Genomic DNA, 18,786 nt, shown 5'->3' with positions numbered 1-18,786 from the left:
GGTTCGTTATGAAATTTCTCTGGGATTCAGCGCTCGGCCTTTTGGTCGTCACCGGCGGCCTACTCGGCCTGACGCTGCCGTTCGGCAAGATCGCAACGGCGGCCGGCGTTTCTGCCATGGTCTGGGCCCTCGTCATCTCGCTCGGCGCCGGCGGGGTGCTTTTGTGCGTCCTGCTGCTGCGCGGGCAGCGCATCCGGCTCACCCCGCACAGGCTGCGTTATTTCTTCGTCACCGCAGCGGTGTCCTACGCCTTCCCCAATCTCTTGATGTTCTCGGCCATTCCGCATCTCGGTGCCGGCTACACCGGCATCATGTTCACGCTGTCGCCGGTGGTCACACTGGTGTTTTCGATCCTACTCGGCGTCCGGCGCCCCAATCTGCTTGGCGTCGTCGGCATTGTCGTCGGCTTCGTTGGTGCGGTCATGGTGGCGGTGACGCGTGGCGAGGCCGGCCAGCCGGCTGAATTTTTCTGGGTGGCGGTGGGGCTGCTCATCCCGGTCAGCCTTGCCGCCGGCAATATCTACCGCACGGTCGACTGGCCGTTAGGGACCGGACCGATCGAGCTTGCCGTCGGCAGCCACCTGGCATCGGCTGCACTGCTTGTTTGCGGCATCTTCACGCTACAGGGCAGCGGTTCGCTCGCCCTGCTCGCCGGCGTGCCGCTGGTGGTCGTCGGCCAGGTCGCATCAGCCGCGGCGATGTTCGTTTTCTTCTTCCGGCTGCAGGCGGTTGGCGGCCCGGTCTATCTCAGCCAGATCGGCTATGTCGCGGCGGCGGTCGGATTGTTTGCCGGGACGATGTTTCTCGGCGAGCACTATCAATTGCTGACCTGGGCCGGGGCTGCGATCATTGTCGCCGGCGTGTTCATCACCACCAAGGCGCAAAGCCAGATCCCCACAAAGGCGCAAAATCAGACGGGGGAGGAGGTGGCGGCGTGAGAAGGCGTCGTGAGCAAGTTCAGGCAGGCGCCTTCTCCGCCAGAACCATGTAGTTGACGTCCATGTCCTTCGAACGCTGCCAGCGGCCGGCGAGCGGATTGTAGGTGACACCGGTGCGGTCGATGATGGTCAGGCCAGCGCCGGCAAGCGCCTTTTCCAGTTCGTCCGGCCGCACCAGCTTGCCGAACTGGTGGGTACCGCGCGGCAACCAGCGCAGCACATATTCGGCGCCGATAATGGCCAGGCCCAGCGCCTTCAGCGTGCGGTTGATGGTGGCGACGAACATGATGCCGCCGGGCTTGAGCATCTCGCCGCATTTGGCCACGAACAGGTCGATGTCGGCAACATGCTCGACCACTTCCATGTTGAGGATGACGTCGAATTTCTCACCGGCGTCAGCCAGGTCCTCTGCTGTCGTGGCACGGTAATCCACCATCACGCCGACGTCGGCCGCATGCAGCTTGGCCACTTCGATGTTGGTGGCGGATGCGTCGGCGCCGACCACTTCGGCGCCAAGCCGCGCCATCGGCTCGCACAACAGCCCGCCGCCGCAGCCGATGTCGAGGATGCGCAGGCCCTCGAACGGCCGCGCCGCGCGTGGGTCGCGGCCGAAGCGCGCCGCCACCTGGTCGCGTATATAGGCAAGCCGGATCGGATTGAACTTGTGCAGCGGGCGGAATTTGCCGTTCGGATTCCACCATTCGGCGGCGAGAGCGGAAAAACGCTCCACTTCTCCGGCATCGATCGTCGATCGTCGGGGTTCTGGCATCGTGTGGTCTCCCGCAGACTCAAAAGTTCAGAGCGCGATCGGGCGCAAAACCGGATACCACTTTTGCTGATCGCGCTCTGGTGCGCTAGGAAGTCGGTCGAGAGCCGGCGAATGTCAAGGCAGCAAATTTCGCCTGTTGCCCGCTGCGCCTATGCGACAGGCATTCGGGTACGCGCGTTGCACTCGTATGTCGCCTTCGTCGCCCAGGGGCAAGCGGGGGCAAGCGGCGGCACGCGGCGGCACGCCTTGCGAAACCCAAAGCATTTGGCTAAGGAGGCCGCGAATTCAGCGGCTGGCCCAGCCCGACGCTCGCTTTCCGTTTTTCGGCCGCCGCTCCGGCACCCAGTCAAAGGCATTTCGCTTCCATGGCGCGCATCGTGATGAAATTCGGCGGGACCTCCGTCGCCGACATCGCCCGCATCCGCAATGTGGCGCGCCATGTCAAACGCGAGGTCGATGCCGGCCATGAGGTCGCGGTGGTCGTCTCGGCGATGGCCGGCAAGACCAACGAACTCGTGCAGTGGACGCGCGAAGCCTCGCCGATGCACGATGCCCGCGAATATGACGCCGTTGTTGCCTCCGGCGAGCAGGTGACTGCCGGCCTGCTGGCGATCACACTGCAGAACATGGGCGTCCATGCCCGTTCCTGGCAAGGCTGGCAGATCCCGATCAAGACCGACAATGCGCATGGCGCGGCGCGCATTCTCGACATCGACGGCGCATTCCTGATCAAGCGCTTCGGCGAGGGCCAGGTGGCGGTGGTCGCCGGCTTCCAGGGCATCGGGCCGGACAACCGCATCGCGACGCTCGGCCGCGGCGGCTCCGACACCAGTGCTGTCGCCATCGCGGCGGCGGTCAAGGCAGACCGCTGCGACATCTACACCGACGTCGACGGGGTCTACACCACCGACCCGCGCATCGAGCCGAAGGCGCGACGGCTGGCCAAGATTTCCTTCGAGGAAATGCTTGAAATGGCCTCTCTCGGCGCCAAGGTCCTGCAGGTGCGCTCGGTCGAGCTTGCCATGGTGCACAGGGTGCGTACTTTCGTGCGGTCGTCGTTCGACGATCCCGACGCGCCCGGAATGGGGGATTTGCTCAATCCGCCCGGAACGCTTATTTGCGACGAGGAAGAAATCGTGGAACAGCAGGTCGTCACCGGAATTGCCTACGCCAAGGACGAAGCGCAGATATCGTTGCGCCGTGTCGGCGACCGGCCCGGCGTCGCCGCCGGCATTTTCGGGCCGCTGGCCGAGGCCAACATCAATGTCGACATGATCGTCCAGAACATTTCCGAGGACGGCAAGTTCACCGACATGACCTTCACCGTGCCGTCCGGCGATGTCGACAAGGCGCTTGCCGTGCTCGAGCGGCTGAAGACCACGATCGGCTATGACGTCGTGCAGTCGGAAGCCGGCATGTCGAAAGTCTCGGTCATCGGCATCGGCATGAGGAGCCATGCGGGCGTCGCCGCCACCGCCTTCAAGGCGCTGGCCGACAAATCGATCAACATCCGTGCGATCACCACGTCCGAGATCAAGATTTCGATCCTGATCGACGGTCCCTACACAGAACTTGCTGTTCGCACTTTGCATTCCATCTACGGTCTGGATAAGCAGTAGCAGACTGCTCGGTCCGGAAATCGGAGGTCGATCGTCGGAAAGCACGATGCAGCAGTTCGAAGTCTTGGAGCGCCCTTTGTGGGTCCAATTGGACCGACGCCGCTCTATTTGAGTTGTTGCGTGAGCGCCGGCCGCGGGAGAAACTGCGGCGGGCATAATGTCCATTGGAGAACAAGCCGCGATGCGTGATACGGCCAGTGGCCCGCGCGTTTTGCTGAAACGGCTCCGCGAGCTCATGCAGGAGCCGCTGGAGCCGCAGGAGCGGCTCGACCGCATCGTGCGCGACATCGCCGCCAACATGGTCGCCGAAGTGTGCTCGCTCTACGTGCTGCGCGCCGATTCGGTGCTCGAACTCTATGCCACCGAGGGTCTGAACCCGAAGGCTGTCCATTTGGCGCAGCTCAGGCTGGGGGAAGGCCTCGTCGGCACGATCGCCGCCTCGGCACGGCCACTCAACCTCTCCAACGCGCAGGAACATCCAGCCTTCGCCTACCTGCCGGAGACGGGGGAGGAGATCTACAATTCCTTCCTCGGCGTGCCGGTGCTCAGGGCAGGGCGCACGCTCGGTGTGCTGGTTGTCCAGAACAAGACCATGCGCCACTATCGCGACGACGAGGTCGAGGCGCTGGAAACGACGGCGATGGTGATCGCCGAGATGATCGCCACCGGCGACCTTGCCCGGCTGACCCGGCCCGGCCTGGAACTCGACCTGCGCCGCCCGGTGAGCTTTACCGGCCTGTCCTTCAACGAGGGCGTCGGACTCGGTCACGTCGTGCTGCACGAGCCGCGCATCGTCGTCACCAATCTGTTCAACGAGGACAGCGATGAGGAGATCAGGCGGCTCGATGCGTCGCTCGGTTCGCTCAGGCTCTCGATCGACGACATGCTGGAACGCCGCGAAGTCGCCTTCGAGGGCGAGCACCGCCAGGTGCTCGAAGCCTATCGCATGTTCGCCAACGACAGCGGCTGGGTGCGCCGGCTGGAAGAGGCGGTCCGCAACGGTCTGACCGCGGAAGCGGCGGTGGAAAAAGTGCAGAGCGACATGCGTGCCCGCATGCTGCACATGACCGATCCTTATCTGCGCGAGCGGATGAGCGATTTCGACGATCTCGCCAACCGGCTGCTGCGCCAGCTGATGGGGCGCGGGCCGGACGATGTCGCGGCCTCGCTGCCGAAGGACGCCATCATCGTTGCCCGCTCGATGGGGGCCGCCGAACTGCTCGATTATCCCAGAGACAAGCTGCGCGGGCTGGTGCTGGAGGATGGTGCAGCGACCAGCCACGTCGTTATCGTGGCGCGGGCCATGGGCATACCGGTCGCGGGCCAGATGAAGGGCGCCGTCTCCATGGCGGAAAATGGCGACGCCATCATTGTCGACGGCGAAGAAGGCGCGATCCACCTGCGCCCCCAGCCCGACCTCGAAGCCGCCTATGCCGAAAAGGTCCGCTTCCGGGCGCGGCGGCAGGAGGTCTATCGCGAGCTGCGCAAGAAGCCGTCGATGACCAAGGACGGCGTCCAGGTCGACCTTTTGATGAATGCGGGCCTGGCCGTCGATCTGCCGCAGCTTGCCGAGGCGGGCGCCGCCGGCATCGGCCTGTTCCGCACCGAGCTGCAATTCATGGTCGCCTCGACCTTTCCGCGGGCGGAAGCCCAGGAACGGCTCTACCGTGACGTACTCGACGCGGCGCGCGGCAAGCCGGTGACATTCCGCACCATCGATATCGGCGGCGACAAGGTGCTGCCCTACTTCAAGGACACGATCCAGGAAGAGAACCCGGCGCTTGGCTGGCGCGCCATCCGCTTGACGCTCGACCGGCCGGGCCTGTTGCGCACCCAGATCCGCGCGCTTTTGAAGGCCTGCGGCGGGCGTGAACTGAAGCTGATGCTGCCGATGGTGACGGAGCTAGGCGAGATCGCCCAGGCGCGCGAAATCATCGATCGCGAAGTGCGGCATCTGTCGCGTTTTGCCCATCATCTGCCGACCAGCCTGAAGCTCGGGGCCATGCTGGAAGTGCCTTCACTGCTGTTCCAGCTCGATGAACTGATGAAGGCCGTCGATTTCGTCTCGGTCGGCTCGAACGATCTGTTCCAGTTCGTCATGGCGGTCGATCGCGGCAACACGCAGCTCGCCGACCGTTTCGATGTGCTGTCGACGCCGTTCCTGCGCGCGCTGAAGCAGATTGCCGACGCCGGAGTGCGCAATCAAACCCCGGTGACCTTGTGCGGCGAGCTGGCGGGCAAGCCGATCTCGGCGATGGCGCTGATCGGCCTTGGCTACCGATCGATCTCGATGTCGCCGGCCTCGATCGGTCCGGTCAAGGCGATGCTCACGGAACTGCCGCTGGCCGAGCTGGAAGCGTTCTTCGACGACAATCTCATGGCGCCGGCCCAGGGGTTGCCGATGCGGGCGCTGCTGCAGGCCTTTGCCGACGACCGCTCCATTCCGTTGTAAATTCACGTGAGGGCGGCCTGCAAATGTCGATTTTCTGCGCTTCCGGTGCTCATGTACCTAGAGCGGTTCATCGTTTCACGGAAACGCCGAACCGCTCTATCTCTTTGTTTTTACGCAATTCCGGACGGAAAACCGTTTCACACTTTTCCTGGAATTGCTCTAAATGTACATTCCGCTCCGGTTCTCGAAACTCGTCATTTTCGGCTAGCCCTGACGTGAATCTTATCGAAGTTCCAGGACCATGATCAACCTGCCCCGTGACCGTATGGATCAAGTCGTCAAGCGTTTCGACATGCTCGAGGCGCAGATGTCGGCCGGGCCGGCGGCGGACGCCTATGTCAAGATGGCGTCGGAATATGCCGACATGCAGGAGATGGTGGCAAAGATCAGGGCGCTGCGAACCGCCGAGGATGAACAGGCCGACTTGCAGGCGATGCTCGCCGACAAAAGCACCGATGCCGAAATGCGGGCATTGGCCGAGGCCGATCTGCCAGAGGTCAGGGAGCGCATCGAAGCGCTGCAGAGGGACATCCAGATCCTGCTTCTGCCCAAGGATGCCGCAGATGACAAGAACGCCATCCTTGAAATCCGCGCCGGCACCGGCGGCGACGAGGCGGCTCTCTTTGCCGGCGACCTGTTCCGCATGTACGAACGCTACGCCGCGGCACGCGGCTGGCGTTTCGAGACGGTGTCGGCCAGCGAGGGCGAGGTCGGCGGCTACAAGGAAATCATTGCCACGATTTCGGGCAAGGGGGTCTTTGCCCATCTGAAATTCGAGTCCGGCGTGCATCGCGTGCAGCGCGTGCCGGCGACCGAGGCCGGCGGGCGTATCCACACCTCGGCGGCGACGGTTGCGGTGCTGCCCGAAGCAGAAGATGTCGACATCGACATCAGGGCCGAAGATATCCGCATCGACACGATGCGCGCCTCGGGTTCGGGCGGCCAGCACGTCAATACCACCGATTCGGCAGTGCGCATCACCCATCTGCCGACCGGCATCATGGTCGTGCAGGCGGAGAAGTCGCAGCACCAGAACCGGGCCAAAGCCATGCAGATCCTGCGTGCCAGGCTTTACGACCTCGAGCGCAGCAAGGCTGACGAGGAACGCTCCGAATCGCGCAAATCGCAGGTCGGTTCGGGCGATCGCTCGGAGCGCATCCGCACCTATAATTTCCCGCAGGGCCGCGTCACCGACCATCGCATCAATCTGACGCTGTACAAGCTCGACCGGGTGATGATGGGCGAACTCGACGAGATCATCGACGCGCTGATCGCCGATCACCAGTCGAAGCTGCTCGCCGATATCGGCCTCGATGGCTGACAGTCGGCCCGGTAGGCCGGTGTGGCTTTGAATTCGAAATTCGTATCACGTTGGAGCAGCGCAATGACGAATTTCGGATTCAAAATCACACCAGCAATTTGCTGGTATCTAGGGTGGTGGATTTGAGGTTCCTGAACGCTGATGCCAACAAATAGCAGGAACCTCAAATCCACCACACTAGGGCTGCTGCTGAAAGCGGCGCGGACACGCCTTGCTGCGGCCGCAGTCGCCGACCCAGCGCTGGATGCGAGGCTGATCGTCGAATATTTTTCCGGCACGACCCGCACCCAAGCCATCGCCGATCCGGAATGCAGTGTCGATGCCGGCGCGATCGCCGCGATCGATGCAGCCCTGAGACGGCGGGTTGCCGGTGAGCCGGTGCATCGCATCCTGGGCTATCGCGATTTCTACGGCTTGCGCCTGTCGCTGTCACCGGAAACGCTGGAGCCGCGACCGGATACCGAAACGCTGGTCGAAGCAGTGCTGCCCTTCGTAAAGACGACTGCGGAACGGCAAGGCGAATGCCGCATCCTCGATCTCGGCACCGGTACCGGCGCCATCGCGCTGGCGCTGCTCAGCGCGGTTCCGGCGGCGGTCGCCACCGGGGTCGATATTTCGCCAGGCGCGCTGGCGACCGCCATGCGCAATGCCGGGGAATTGGGGTTGGCCGACCGGTTCCAGGTGCTCGAATCCGACTGGTTCGAAAAAGTTTTTGGCCGATACCATGTAATTGCCGCCAACCCGCCCTATATAGCGGCCATAGACATTGAAAATCTGCAGGACGAAGTCCGCGATTTCGATCCACGCCAAGCCCTCGATGGCGGCGTGGACGGTCTGAGTCCCTACAGGATCATCGCCGCCGAGGCGGCAGGTTTTTTGGAAGCCGAGGGCAGGATTGCGGTCGAGATCGGCCACACCCAACGCAAAGAGGTCACGGGCATATTCTCCGCAGCCGGCTATGTGCCGGCGAGGGTATTCCGCGACTTTGGCGGAAACGAGAGAGTTCTGATCTTTGATCTGACAAAGCCGTGATGCAGCGCAAAAAAGCGCTTGGCAATGCCGGGGAATGCGGCTAGGGTCGCCTTAACCGGATGAGACGAAGCAGGCAGTGCTCTTAGCGATTCGGTTTCCTTGGAAATAGCTGCCTTCTTGCGCAAACGACGCCCAAGCTTCGTGCGGGGATCGTCCGGCAAGTGATGTAACCGGAACAGGATGACACGTGGCGCCAACGCAATCGATGCGGGCGAACGCCGGTGAAGAGACGAAACGGCTGGCTGCATGAGCGCCTCCGTTCGTGAAAAAGTTTTCGAAAATTTCAAAATGAAGAGAGTCGAATGAGGCCACAACAGCAGAACAGGCGCATGCGCGGTCGCAACAACAATGGCGGCGGCAACAACAATAACAACAACCGCAAGGGTCCAAATCCCCTGACGCGCAATTACGAGAGCAACGGTCCGGACGTGAAGATCCGCGGATCGGCTCAGCAGATCGCCGAAAAATATGCAACCCTTGCCCGTGACGCGCAGAGCTCCGGCGACCGGGTGATGGCGGAAAACTATCTCCAGCACGCCGAGCACTACAATCGCATCATCGCTGCCGCGCAGGCGCAGCTACCGGTCCAGAGCGCTCAACAGAATCGCGACGATTTCGACGATGACGGCGACGAAGATCGCGACGAGTTCGACAATGCCGGCAACAGCAATGTCGGCGAGACTGCGGCTCCGGTGGTCAACCACGGTGCAGGCCCGCAGCCGGTTATCGACGGCACGCCGGCCGAATTGACGTTCAACCAGGAAAACGGCCGCGATAATCGTGATGCCAGTGGGCGCGATAACAGTGGGCGCGACAATGGCGGCCGCCATCGCGACCGTCGCCCGAATGGCGGCTACGGCCAGCGCGGCGAATTTGGTGCGCGCGGCGAGCAGGGCGGACAGCGCGGCGATCAGAACCGGCGCAACGAGAGACCGGTTCAGAACGAAACGCCCGTACAGGCGGAAGCTGTGTCTCCGATCGAGCCTGTTTCTGTGGCCGAATCCGCACCGCAGTTCGAGAGCTTTTCGCCGGCGGCTCTGGCTGCCCAGGCCGAGATGAACGAAGCCGCCGCCGAAAGCGGCGCTGCCCGCCGCCCCAGGCGTCCGCGCCGTCCGCGCGTCAATGCTGATCAGGTGGATGGCGGTAACGACAATGCAGGCGGTGACAACGCAAATGCAGCTCCGGCGGAAGACGCCGGTGGCGAGCCCGCCATCGTTGACGTCAGCAACTGATCGAGCAAGGCCCAGACATTCCTAGACGGCGGAGAGAAATCTCCGCCGTTTTTGTATGTGCGCCGCTCGGGAAATATTATGAGTCCGCCGTTATCGGGACGTCTTGAGGGTCCGTGGCTTGCGCCCCATATCTCGCGTGAACAGGACCCGGCTCGAACGGGCGGGTCCGTCACCGCAATCTGATCCGGTGCCGCAAAGCGGGCCGGTGACGGAAGGAGACAGATATGAATCTTGAAAAATATTCCGAGCGCGTGCGCGGCTTCATCCAGTCCGCGCAGACCTTGGCGCTCTCGCGCAACCACCAGCAGTTCACCCCCGAACATATATTGAAAGTGCTCGTCGACGACGACGAGGGCCTGGCAGCGTCGTTGATCGAGCGCGCCGGCGGCAGCGTCCGCGACGTCAAGCTGGGCGTCGAGACGGCACTTGAGGCAATGCCCAAGGTGGAGGGCGGCAACGGCCAGCTCTATCTGGCGCAACCGCTGGCCAAAGTGTTCTCGACCGCCGAGGAACTGGCAAAGAAGGCCGGCGACAGCTTCGTCACGGTCGAGCGGCTGCTGACGGCGCTGGCGGTCGAGAAATCCGCCAAGACTGCCGACATCCTCACAAAGGCCGGCGTGACGCCACAGGCGCTGAATCAGGTGATCAACGACGTCCGCAAGGGTCGCACCGCCGATTCGGCGAGCGCCGAGCAGGGCTATGATGCGCTGAAGAAATACGCGCGCGATCTCACCGCCGACGGTCGCGCCGGCAAGCTCGACCCGGTCATCGGCCGCGACGACGAGATCCGCCGCACCATCCAGGTGCTGTCGCGCCGCACCAAGAACAATCCGGTGCTGATCGGTGAACCCGGCGTCGGCAAGACGGCGATCGCCGAAGGGCTGGCATTGCGCATCGTCAATGGCGACGTGCCGGAATCGCTCAAGGACAAGCAGTTGATGGCGCTCGATATGGGATCGCTGATCGCCGGCGCCAAATATCGCGGCGAATTCGAGGAGCGGCTGAAGGCGGTTCTTTCGGAAGTTACCGCTGCGGCTGGCGGCATCATCCTGTTCATCGATGAGATGCACACGCTGGTCGGCGCCGGCAAGGCGGATGGCGCCATGGATGCGTCGAACCTGTTGAAACCGGCGTTGGCACGCGGCGAACTCCACTGCGTCGGCGCGACGACGCTCGACGAATACCGCAAGCATGTCGAGAAGGATGCGGCCCTTGCCCGCCGCTTCCAGCCGGTCTTCGTCAATGAGCCGACGGTGGAAGACACCGTCTCCATCCTGCGCGGCCTGAAGGAGAAATACGAGCAGCACCACAAGGTGCGCATTTCGGATTCGGCGCTGGTCGCGGCAGCGTCGCTGTCCAACCGCTACATCGCCGACCGGTTCCTGCCGGACAAGGCGATCGATCTTGTCGACGAGGCCGCGTCGCGGCTGCGGATGCAGGTCGATTCGAAACCGGAAGCGCTGGACGAGATCGACCGCCGCATCATGCAGCTCAAGATCGAGCGTGAGGCGCTGAAGGTCGAGAAGGACGACGCGTCGAAGGACCGGCTCGCCCGGCTCGAAAAGGATCTTTCCGCCCTGGAAGAGGAATCGACCGAACTGACCTCGAAGTGGCAGGCCGAGAAGCAGAAGCTCGGGCTCGCCGCCGACCTGAAGAAACAGCTCGACGAAGCGCGCAACGAGCTCGCCATCGCCCAGCGCAAAGGTGAATTCCAGCGCGCCGGCGAGCTTGCCTATGGCAAGATTCCGGAGCTCGAAAAGAAGCTTACGCAGGCCGAGGCACAAGACGGCAAGGTCGGCATGGTCGAAGAGGTGGTCACCCCCGATCACGTCGCCCACATCGTGTCGCGCTGGACCGGCATTCCGGTCGACAAGATGCTGCAAGGCGAGCGTGACAAGCTGCTGCGCATGGAAGACGAAATCGGCAAGCGTGTCGTCGGCCAGGGCGAGGCGGTGCAGGCCGTGTCGAAAGCCGTTCGCCGGGCCCGCGCCGGCCTGCAGGATCCGAACCGGCCGATCGGTTCGTTCATGTTCCTCGGGCCGACCGGCGTCGGCAAGACCGAACTGACCAAGGCGCTTGCCAGCTTCCTGTTCGACGACGAGAGCGCCATGGTGCGCATCGACATGTCTGAATTCATGGAGAAGCACGCGGTCGCCCGGCTGATCGGCGCGCCTCCCGGCTATGTCGGCTATGAGGAGGGCGGCGCGCTGACCGAAGCGGTGCGACGCCGGCCCTACCAGGTCGTCCTGTTCGACGAGATCGAGAAAGCGCATCCGGACGTGTTCAACGTGCTGCTGCAGGTGCTCGATGACGGCCGCCTGACCGACGGGCAGGGCCGCACGGTCGATTTCCGCAACACGCTGATCATCATGACGTCGAACCTCGGCGCCGAATATCTGGTCAATCTCGGCGAGAACCAGGACGTCGATGTCGTGCGCGACGAGGTGATGAGTGTCGTCAGGGCGTCGTTCCGGCCGGAGTTCCTCAACCGCATCGATGAGGTGATCCTGTTCCACCGGCTGCGCTGGCAGGATATGGGCCGCATCGTCGAGATCCAGCTCAAGCGGCTGGAAAGCCTGCTCGCAGATCGCAAGATCACGCTTTCGCTGGATCAGGAGGCGATCGACTGGCTGGCCGCCAAGGGCTACGATCCGGCCTATGGCGCGCGGCCGTTGAAGCGGGTGATGCAGAAGGACCTTCAGGATCCGCTGGCGGAGATGATCCTGCTCGGTGACATCCTCGACAGTTCGACCGTCAAGGTCACCGCTGGTTCCGACCGGTTGAACTTCCGGTCGAAGCCGGCGGCGGTCGTAGCGACCGAGGCGGCGGCCTGATTTTCGAGGCCGCCGCATAATCAAAAAATTAAACGGGGGCGCAGATGACGTTGGACGACTACAACAGCTTCTGCGCCTCGCTGCCGTCGGCGACCCATGTCGTCCAGTGGGGCGGCGCTCATGTCTGGAAGGTCGGAGCCAAGGTCTTTGCGATCGGCGGTTGGAGCGATGGCAAGGAGCCGTTCGTCACCTTCAAATGCTCCGACATCGCTTATGACATCTTGAAGGAACAGCCGGGCCTTCGGCCCGCGCCCTATCTTGCCTCACGCGGCATGAAATGGATCCAGCGCCAGACAAGCCAAAGCATGGACGATGACGCGCTAAAAGACTATCTGCGCGAAAGCCACCGCCTTGTCGTGCTCAAGCTGACGAAGCAGGCGCGCAAGGAATTGGGATTCGCCGCCAGCTAGTGTTCTTGCTCCAGCCCGCCAGAAATCCGCCATCTTCATGCCCGGTTCATGTTGGAACCTTATGGTTGGCAACTGATTTGCTGGCGAAGGGGTTCGTCTCCGCAAAGGCCCGAAAATCGAATTGGATTTTCGGAAAGCATGATGCGGAGATTTTTAAGTGTTAGAGCGTCCCTGCGCGTCCGAAGGGCCGCGCGGCGCTCTGAAGAAACAACGCCGGGCGGCGGCAATTACGGACCGGAGAATTTGGCCAGCATGTTCCGCACGATCTTCACCCTTTCGGCGCTCGCCGCCGGGCTGCTTTCTTCGAGCGTGATGGCCGCGCCGACGGAGGACATCGCGCCGCGATCTGCCCGCGCCGTGGACGCCCGAGCTGTGGATCGCCATGCCGTGCTGGTCGCCCAGAACGGCGATTTCGACGTCTACTACGACGCCAGAGGAAACCGCGTCATCGTCGATACGGAAACCGGCAAGGTGCTCGCCATCCAGCCGCCGCAGACCAGGTTCGATCGCCGTGCACTCCGCCGCGAGGGCTTGCGCAATCTCGGACCGGTCGAGGACGACCGCTATTATCTCGACGATCCGGAAGACACGGCGCGCTTGCGCCGCAGGCAATTGGAAGAGGAAGGCGTGGTCGTTGTACCGCCGGTCGAAGAATATGATGCCTACGGCGATCCGGTGGACGCTTTTCCCGAAGCACCGCCGGAAGGCGGCAACTATGGCAACAATTATCCGGAAGCGCCGCAGCCGGTAAAGCCGGGCACCGTCAAGCGCCAGCCGCTCAACGAGGCTGCGATCGAACCGGTCGAGCCGACGGCGCCGGGCGACCAGGCGGCACTGCCGCCAAAGATCGACGGTAAGATTGTCGTCGATCCATCGCTTTCACTCGGCGCACGCCAGGAGGTCGCGGCGCTGCAAGTGCTGCTCGACCGCGCCGGCGCTTCGCCCGGCGTCGTCGACGGGCGCTTCGGCTCGAATGTCGACAAGGCGCTCGCCGCCTACAACGAGATCACTGGCAGCAATCTGCGGTCGACCGATGTGGTCGGCATCCAGGCGGCCCTTGAGCAGTCCGGCGGCGATGCCTTCGCCTCCTACAGCATCACGCCCGAGGATGCTGCCGGCCCCTATGTCGCATCGGTGCCGGAAGACTACGGCCAGAAGGCGCAACTCGAACGGCTGAGCTACACCTCAGTCACCGAAGCGCTGGCCGAGCGGTTCCACATGGACGAGAACTATCTGAAGGCGCTCAATCCGGAAGCCAATTTCAACCGTCCCGGCACGATCATCAAGGTCGCCAATTTCGGCAGGCTGGTGGCCACGCCGGTGGCACGCATCATCGCCGACAAGGGCAAGAAGCAGGCCCGCGCCTATGACGCGTCGGGCAAGCTGATCGCGGCCTATCCAGCCACCATCGGCTCGGTGGACACGCCTTCACCCACCGGCACGCATGCGGTGTCGCGGGTCGCTCTCGACCCGAACTACACCTACAATCCGAACATCAATTTCAGACAGGGCGAAAACAACAAGATCCTGACCATCCCGCCGGGCCCGAACGGCCCCGTCGGCTCGGTCTGGATTGCGCTGGACAAGCCGACCTACGGCATTCACGGCACACCTGACCCCTCCAAGATCGGCAAGACCGAAAGCCATGGCTGCGTGCGGCTGACCAATTGGGACGCGCGCGAACTGGCAAAAATCGTCTCGCCGGGCGTCACGGTGGAATTCATCGACTGAGCGCCATGGTGCAAAAGATTGGCCGAAACGCCTATCGCCTCGTCATCCTGGGGTGGAGCAAGGAGCGAAGCGACGCGGCGCAAACCCAGGATCCATGCCGCGACATCAGAGCGTTGCGACGGTGCGGAATTCTGTCTCGCCGCGCACTTCGGTTGAGGTCACGGAATGGATCCCAGGGTCTTCGCGACGTCGCTTCGCTCCTGCTTCGCCCTGGAATGACGAAGCTGAGGGGTCCTCGGCCAACTTCCACGGTTTGCGATAGTCCACTGCAACGAACGGTGTCAGCCGATGATCTTGCTCAGCATTCCTCCTTGCTGCTGTGCTGCGAGAAGCCTAGTACGGCATCTGCCGTCGCACCCGAATCGGCGTGATCCTACTTAGGCCGCCAGATTTCCTGTTCTGGTTTCAACGACAGCAGTCCTCTGGCCGGTTGTTGCCGGCGCATAGGAGGTCTAAGCAGGCCTCATGCGTTCTCCGAGCGAAGTCGGCGCCGAAGCCGTCCCCCGGGTCAGGCCGCTGCCGGCCGATACGTTTTGCCCGCAATCGCGGCGCAGCTTCGTGCTGATCGCGGCGATCCTGGCTTCCGCGCTCGGCTTCATCGACGGCTCGATCCTGGCCATCGCCACGCCGGCGATCCGCGTCGATCTTGGCGCCAGTTTCGCCGAGGCGCAGTGGATTTCAAACGCCTATGCGCTGACGCTTTCGGCACTCATCCTTGTTGGCGGCGCCGCCGGCGACCGTTTTGGCCTGCGGCATGCTTTTGTGGCAGGCATCGCGCTGTTCATTGCCGCCTCGCTTGCCTGCGCGGTGGCGCCGAACCCGCCAATGCTCATTGCGTTTCGCGCCATTCAGGGCATCGGTGCTGCCATCATGGTGCCAGGCAGCCTCGCCATTATCGCCAAGGCCTATCCGAAGAAGGAGCGCGGCAGGGCGATCGGCATCTGGGCGGCGGCCTCGGCGCTGACGACGGCGCTTGGCCCGGTGCTGGGCGGCGTTGTCTTGTCGGCCTTCGGCGACGGCATCTGGCGGCTGATCTTCGCGGTCAATCTGCCGCTTGGTCTTGTCTCGATCTATCTTCTGCTCGCCAAGGTCCCGGCCGACGCACCGACCGAAAAGCGCAGCCTCGATCTCGGCGGCGCTTCACTCGCCACCTTGGCGTTCGGAGCGCTTGCCTACGGCTTGACTTCGATGAGCGCAGAGGGCGAGGGGCAAATGTCCGGCTCGAGCATTGCCGCCGGCGCGGTGCTGCTCATCGTGTTCATTGTCTTCGAGCGCCGGCAGAGCGAGCCGATGATCGATCTCTCGCTGTTTCGGGTCGGCGCCTTCGCCGGCGCCAATGTGGCGACCTTCTTCCTCTATTTCGCACTGTCGGCCAACCTGTTCTATCTGCCGATGCTGCTCATCGCCGGATGGGGGCTGAGCGCCGCTGAGGTCGGCTTCATCTTCCTGCCGCTGTCGGTCTTGATCGCGCTGTTGTCGGGGCCGGTCGGCCAGTGGTCCGACCGGATCGGTCCGCGTTTTCCGATCGCCAGCGGCAGTCTCGTCGTCGCTGTCGCCTTTGCCGGGCTTGCCTTGCTGGCCTATGCCGGCATCCACAGTTTCTGGTGGGGCGTGTTTCCGCTGATGGCGCTGATGGGGCTCGGCATGGCGCTGGTGGTGTCGCCGCTGTCGACGGCGGTGATGACGGCGGTCGAGGACAAGGATACCGGTGCTGCCTCGGGAATCAACAATGCCGTCTCGCGCATTGGCGGCCTGATCGCAGTGGCGGCGATGGGGTCACTGGCGGCCTGGGTCTATGCGGCAGCGCTGAACAGCGGTGCCGCATCCGGCATTCCGGGTTTCGGCGAACCGGCGGGCCTGGCGCCGGATCTCGATGCAGCAAGGCTGGCCGCCAGCGACGCAGCGTTCGCAGCCGTCGCCTTGGTGACGGCGCTGCTTTGCCTGCTCTCGGCGATCGTGGCGTGGACAACTGTTTCCGGCGAGCGACTGCCATGGCCGCGTGGATCCGAGGCTCCGCAGCGCTGAGCAGCCGGCAAAGGCCCAGCTCGGCTCAGCCTTCGATCTTGGCGCTCGCGACCTTCAGCGAATCATTGTCTTGCTGCTTGAGCAGATCATCGATGCGCCCGCGCTCGCGCTTGAAGGCGACGAGGTCGTCGCCCTTCAGCACCTTGCCGACCGGCAGGCGAACGCGCATCGGGTCGACCTTGGTGCCGTTGACGATCAGCTCGTAGTGGAGATGCGGACCGGTGGCGAGGCCGGTCTGGCCGAGAAAGCCGATGGTCTGGCCTTGGCGGATGCGCACGCCCGGCGCGATGCCTTTGGCAAAAGCGCTCTGGTGATTGTAGGAGGTCTCGTAGCCATTGGCGTGACGGAGGATGATCTGTTTGCCATAGCCTCCGGCCCAGCCGGCCTTGTCGACGACACCGTTGCCGGCGGCGATGATCGGCGTGCCGATGGCGGCTGACCAATCGACGCCGGTATGCAAGCGCACATAGCCGAGGATCGGATGCCTGCGGGCACCGAAGCCGGAGCGGAATTTTCCTGCGGGCAGGGGATTGCGCAGCAGGAATTGCTGGGCGCTGCGGCCGTCCTCGTCGAAATAGTCGGTGCTGCCGTCCTGCATCTGGAACCGGTAGAAATTGCGCGTCGTGCCGCCGAAGCTCGCCGAGACATAGAGCAGCTCGGATTCGTCGGATGCCCGGTCGTCGCCATCCGGCTGCGAGAACAGCACCTCGATGCGGTCCGACGGATTGAGCCGCGACTGGAAATCGACACCGGACGCCAGGAGCTTGATCAGCCGCTTGGTCATCGCCTTGGACATGCCGTAGGAGTAGGCGGCGCGGTAGATGCCGTCATAGACGTTCGGCAGATTGCCGCGCACCACCACCGGCGGCGAATCATCGAATGCGGTCAGCAATTCGGGATTGGGCTCCGGCTCCTGCGCCGGCACATATTGGCCGTGATCATCGAGCGCGATGGTGACGATATGCTGGGCCCTGTCGTAGATGCCGGTGCGAACGACCTTGGCGGCGTCGCCATGGATCTCAAGGCCGACGCGCAGCACGGTTCCCGCCTTGAGCGCTGTCGCATTCAGCAATTTGGCGATCGCCTCGGCCATGCCGGTGGCGTCCTCGCCGGTATAGCCCGAATCGGCGAGGGCCTCGACGATGTTGCGGTCCCTGGTGAAGGGGATGATCTCCTCGGCGAAGGCTGGCGCCTGATCGTCGGGGGCAGCGCGCGGCGACACCGAGACGTTTTCCGGAACGATCCTGACGTCGTAGGAGCCGGCCATACTCTCGGCGAATGCATCGCCGAATCGCTGCGGGTCGACATAATGCAGCGACGCGACCTGCACGGCGCCGTCGCTCAGACCCGTGCCGGCCTCGCGCACCACCTCTTCCACCTCGTCGGCGGACAAGTCGCTCTTTTCGTCGAACGCTGCCGTCTCGATCGGGAAATCGACCGTCTTCAGGCTCAACTCGCTTTCGACCTTGGCGCCATAGATCTGGCCGGCGGCGGCGGTCGCCGGCTGACCGGCATTGCCGTCGCGGTCGTCGCCAAACACCTGCATCGGATTGAAAGGCGGATAGGCGCGGCTGGTCGTGTGCCCGGCGGCAAGCGCCATCTTGATCTGCACGAAAGGCATGGTGTGGATGACATCGCGGTCGCCGACCTTGGTCACCATCGGCACTTCCATGCGCCGGCGGTCCTTGGCCCTGGCGATCTGGCGCGGCGCCACCAGCCTGGTGGTCTTGGCGATCTCGCCGGAATCGTCGCCTCTTGCAAGGCTGATCAGTTCGGCGATCTCGGGCGGCGTCGCCAATTGCTGACGGCCGTCGAGGGCTGCGAACAGCGCCACACCCATCAGCACGCTCGACGTCACGCCCGTAAGAAAAGTGCCCGACAGCCAGCGCGCCGAAACCTCGCGCCGGTCGGGCGGGCCACTGCGACCGTCCGCAATCAGCGGCGGCTCGTTGCCGAGTTCGGCTATGACATTTTCCGTATCTGGCATCCAGAAAGGCTGCTTCTTCCCCGGGCGGGACGGCTTGTCGCTGTTGTTGTGGCCATGACATTTGCCTGTCACGGCGGGCGAAGTCAACGAAGCGCCTGGCTTCGGCCGAGATCCCCAGTCATACTTCTCTCTTAGTGGCTCTCTTACAGTCTCTTATAAGGCGCCGCGCCGGTGGTGCATGCGCCGGCTTCGTTGGCTGGTGTCAAACCGCAATGCGGCGGCAATAGGGCTCCGAGGCGGTGGTCGGCCTTGTTATCCCCATGCCGCCGCGGAAGTCGGCTACCGAAAATCGGCGCCGCAATCTTTCGTCGCAAAAAATTCAAAAAAGACCGAAATCGTTGTTGACACTTTGAACGCCTGCCGACTATATACGCCTCACCAACGAGGGCGGCGCGCCGCTGGCGACGAAGAAGTTCGCTTCTAGATCTGCCCTCTG

The 18,786-nt window shown here is 63.5% G+C and carries 12 protein-coding genes; 10 read left to right on the top strand and 2 right to left on the bottom strand.

Features of this window, described 5'->3' with window-relative positions; translation table 11 throughout:
- The first annotated feature begins 8 nt into the window (after positions 1-8).
- On the top strand, positions 9-938 hold the full coding sequence (locus BQ8794_RS02635) for a DMT family transporter (protein ID WP_077372747.1): 930 nt from the start codon (positions 9-11) through the stop codon (positions 936-938).
- A gap of 19 nt (positions 939-957) precedes the next feature.
- Here BQ8794_RS02635 and ubiG read toward each other — a convergent pair whose 3' ends face one another.
- On the bottom strand, positions 958-1,707 hold the full coding sequence (gene ubiG / locus BQ8794_RS02630) for a bifunctional 2-polyprenyl-6-hydroxyphenol methylase/3-demethylubiquinol 3-O-methyltransferase UbiG (RefSeq protein WP_077372744.1): 750 nt from the start codon (positions 1,705-1,707) through the stop codon (positions 958-960).
- A 365-nt stretch (positions 1,708-2,072) separates the two neighbouring features.
- On the opposite strand from ubiG, the gene BQ8794_RS02625 reads away from it, so the two are divergent.
- From BQ8794_RS02625 to BQ8794_RS02585, 9 genes are all read left to right on the top strand, one after another.
- Positions 2,073-3,326 (top strand): aspartate kinase, encoded by a 1,254-nt coding sequence (locus BQ8794_RS02625; RefSeq protein ID WP_077372741.1) that lies wholly within the window; start codon positions 2,073-2,075, stop codon positions 3,324-3,326.
- 181 nt (positions 3,327-3,507) lie between these two features.
- A complete protein-coding gene (gene ptsP, locus BQ8794_RS02620) occupies positions 3,508-5,778 on the top strand; it encodes a phosphoenolpyruvate--protein phosphotransferase (protein WP_077372739.1) in 2,271 nt (756 codons plus the stop codon).
- Positions 5,779-6,019: 241 nt separating this feature from the next.
- A complete protein-coding gene (gene prfA, locus BQ8794_RS02615) occupies positions 6,020-7,099 on the top strand; it encodes a peptide chain release factor 1 (RefSeq protein WP_077372735.1) in 1,080 nt (359 codons plus the stop codon).
- Positions 7,100-7,240: 141 nt separating this feature from the next.
- Complete coding sequence (gene prmC / locus BQ8794_RS02610; RefSeq protein WP_077372731.1) at positions 7,241-8,131, top strand: peptide chain release factor N(5)-glutamine methyltransferase; 891 nt, start codon at positions 7,241-7,243, stop codon at positions 8,129-8,131.
- A 302-nt stretch (positions 8,132-8,433) separates the two neighbouring features.
- The gene (locus tag BQ8794_RS02605; protein WP_077372728.1) at positions 8,434-9,363 is read left to right on the top strand and encodes a DUF4167 domain-containing protein; all 930 of its coding nucleotides are present in this window, start codon (positions 8,434-8,436) and stop codon (positions 9,361-9,363) included.
- Between the two features lie 224 nt (positions 9,364-9,587).
- Positions 9,588-12,197: an ATP-dependent chaperone ClpB gene (gene clpB / locus BQ8794_RS02600; RefSeq protein WP_077372725.1), complete on the top strand. Its 2,610-nt coding sequence runs from the start codon at positions 9,588-9,590 to the stop codon at positions 12,195-12,197.
- Between the two features lie 44 nt (positions 12,198-12,241).
- The gene (locus tag BQ8794_RS02595; RefSeq protein WP_027153335.1) at positions 12,242-12,607 is read left to right on the top strand and encodes an MmcQ/YjbR family DNA-binding protein; all 366 of its coding nucleotides are present in this window, start codon (positions 12,242-12,244) and stop codon (positions 12,605-12,607) included.
- Positions 12,608-12,859: 252 nt separating this feature from the next.
- Entirely contained in the window at positions 12,860-14,338 is a 1,479-nt protein-coding gene (locus BQ8794_RS02590; protein WP_077372722.1) for a L,D-transpeptidase family protein, read from the top strand.
- Positions 14,339-14,803: 465 nt separating this feature from the next.
- Positions 14,804-16,363: an MFS transporter gene (locus tag BQ8794_RS02585; protein ID WP_077372719.1), complete on the top strand. Its 1,560-nt coding sequence runs from the start codon at positions 14,804-14,806 to the stop codon at positions 16,361-16,363.
- 25 nt (positions 16,364-16,388) lie between these two features.
- Here BQ8794_RS02585 and BQ8794_RS02580 read toward each other — a convergent pair whose 3' ends face one another.
- On the bottom strand, positions 16,389-18,350 hold the full coding sequence (locus BQ8794_RS02580) for a M23 family metallopeptidase (protein ID WP_167378601.1): 1,962 nt from the start codon (positions 18,348-18,350) through the stop codon (positions 16,389-16,391).
- Between the last annotated feature and the right edge of the window lie 436 nt (positions 18,351-18,786).

Source organism: Mesorhizobium prunaredense, from assembly GCF_900156895.1.
GTDB lineage: Bacteria > Pseudomonadota > Alphaproteobacteria > Rhizobiales > Rhizobiaceae > Mesorhizobium > Mesorhizobium prunaredense.
The sequence above is the reverse complement of the archived record's forward strand: the minus strand, read 5'-3'. Positions and strand labels throughout refer to the sequence as shown.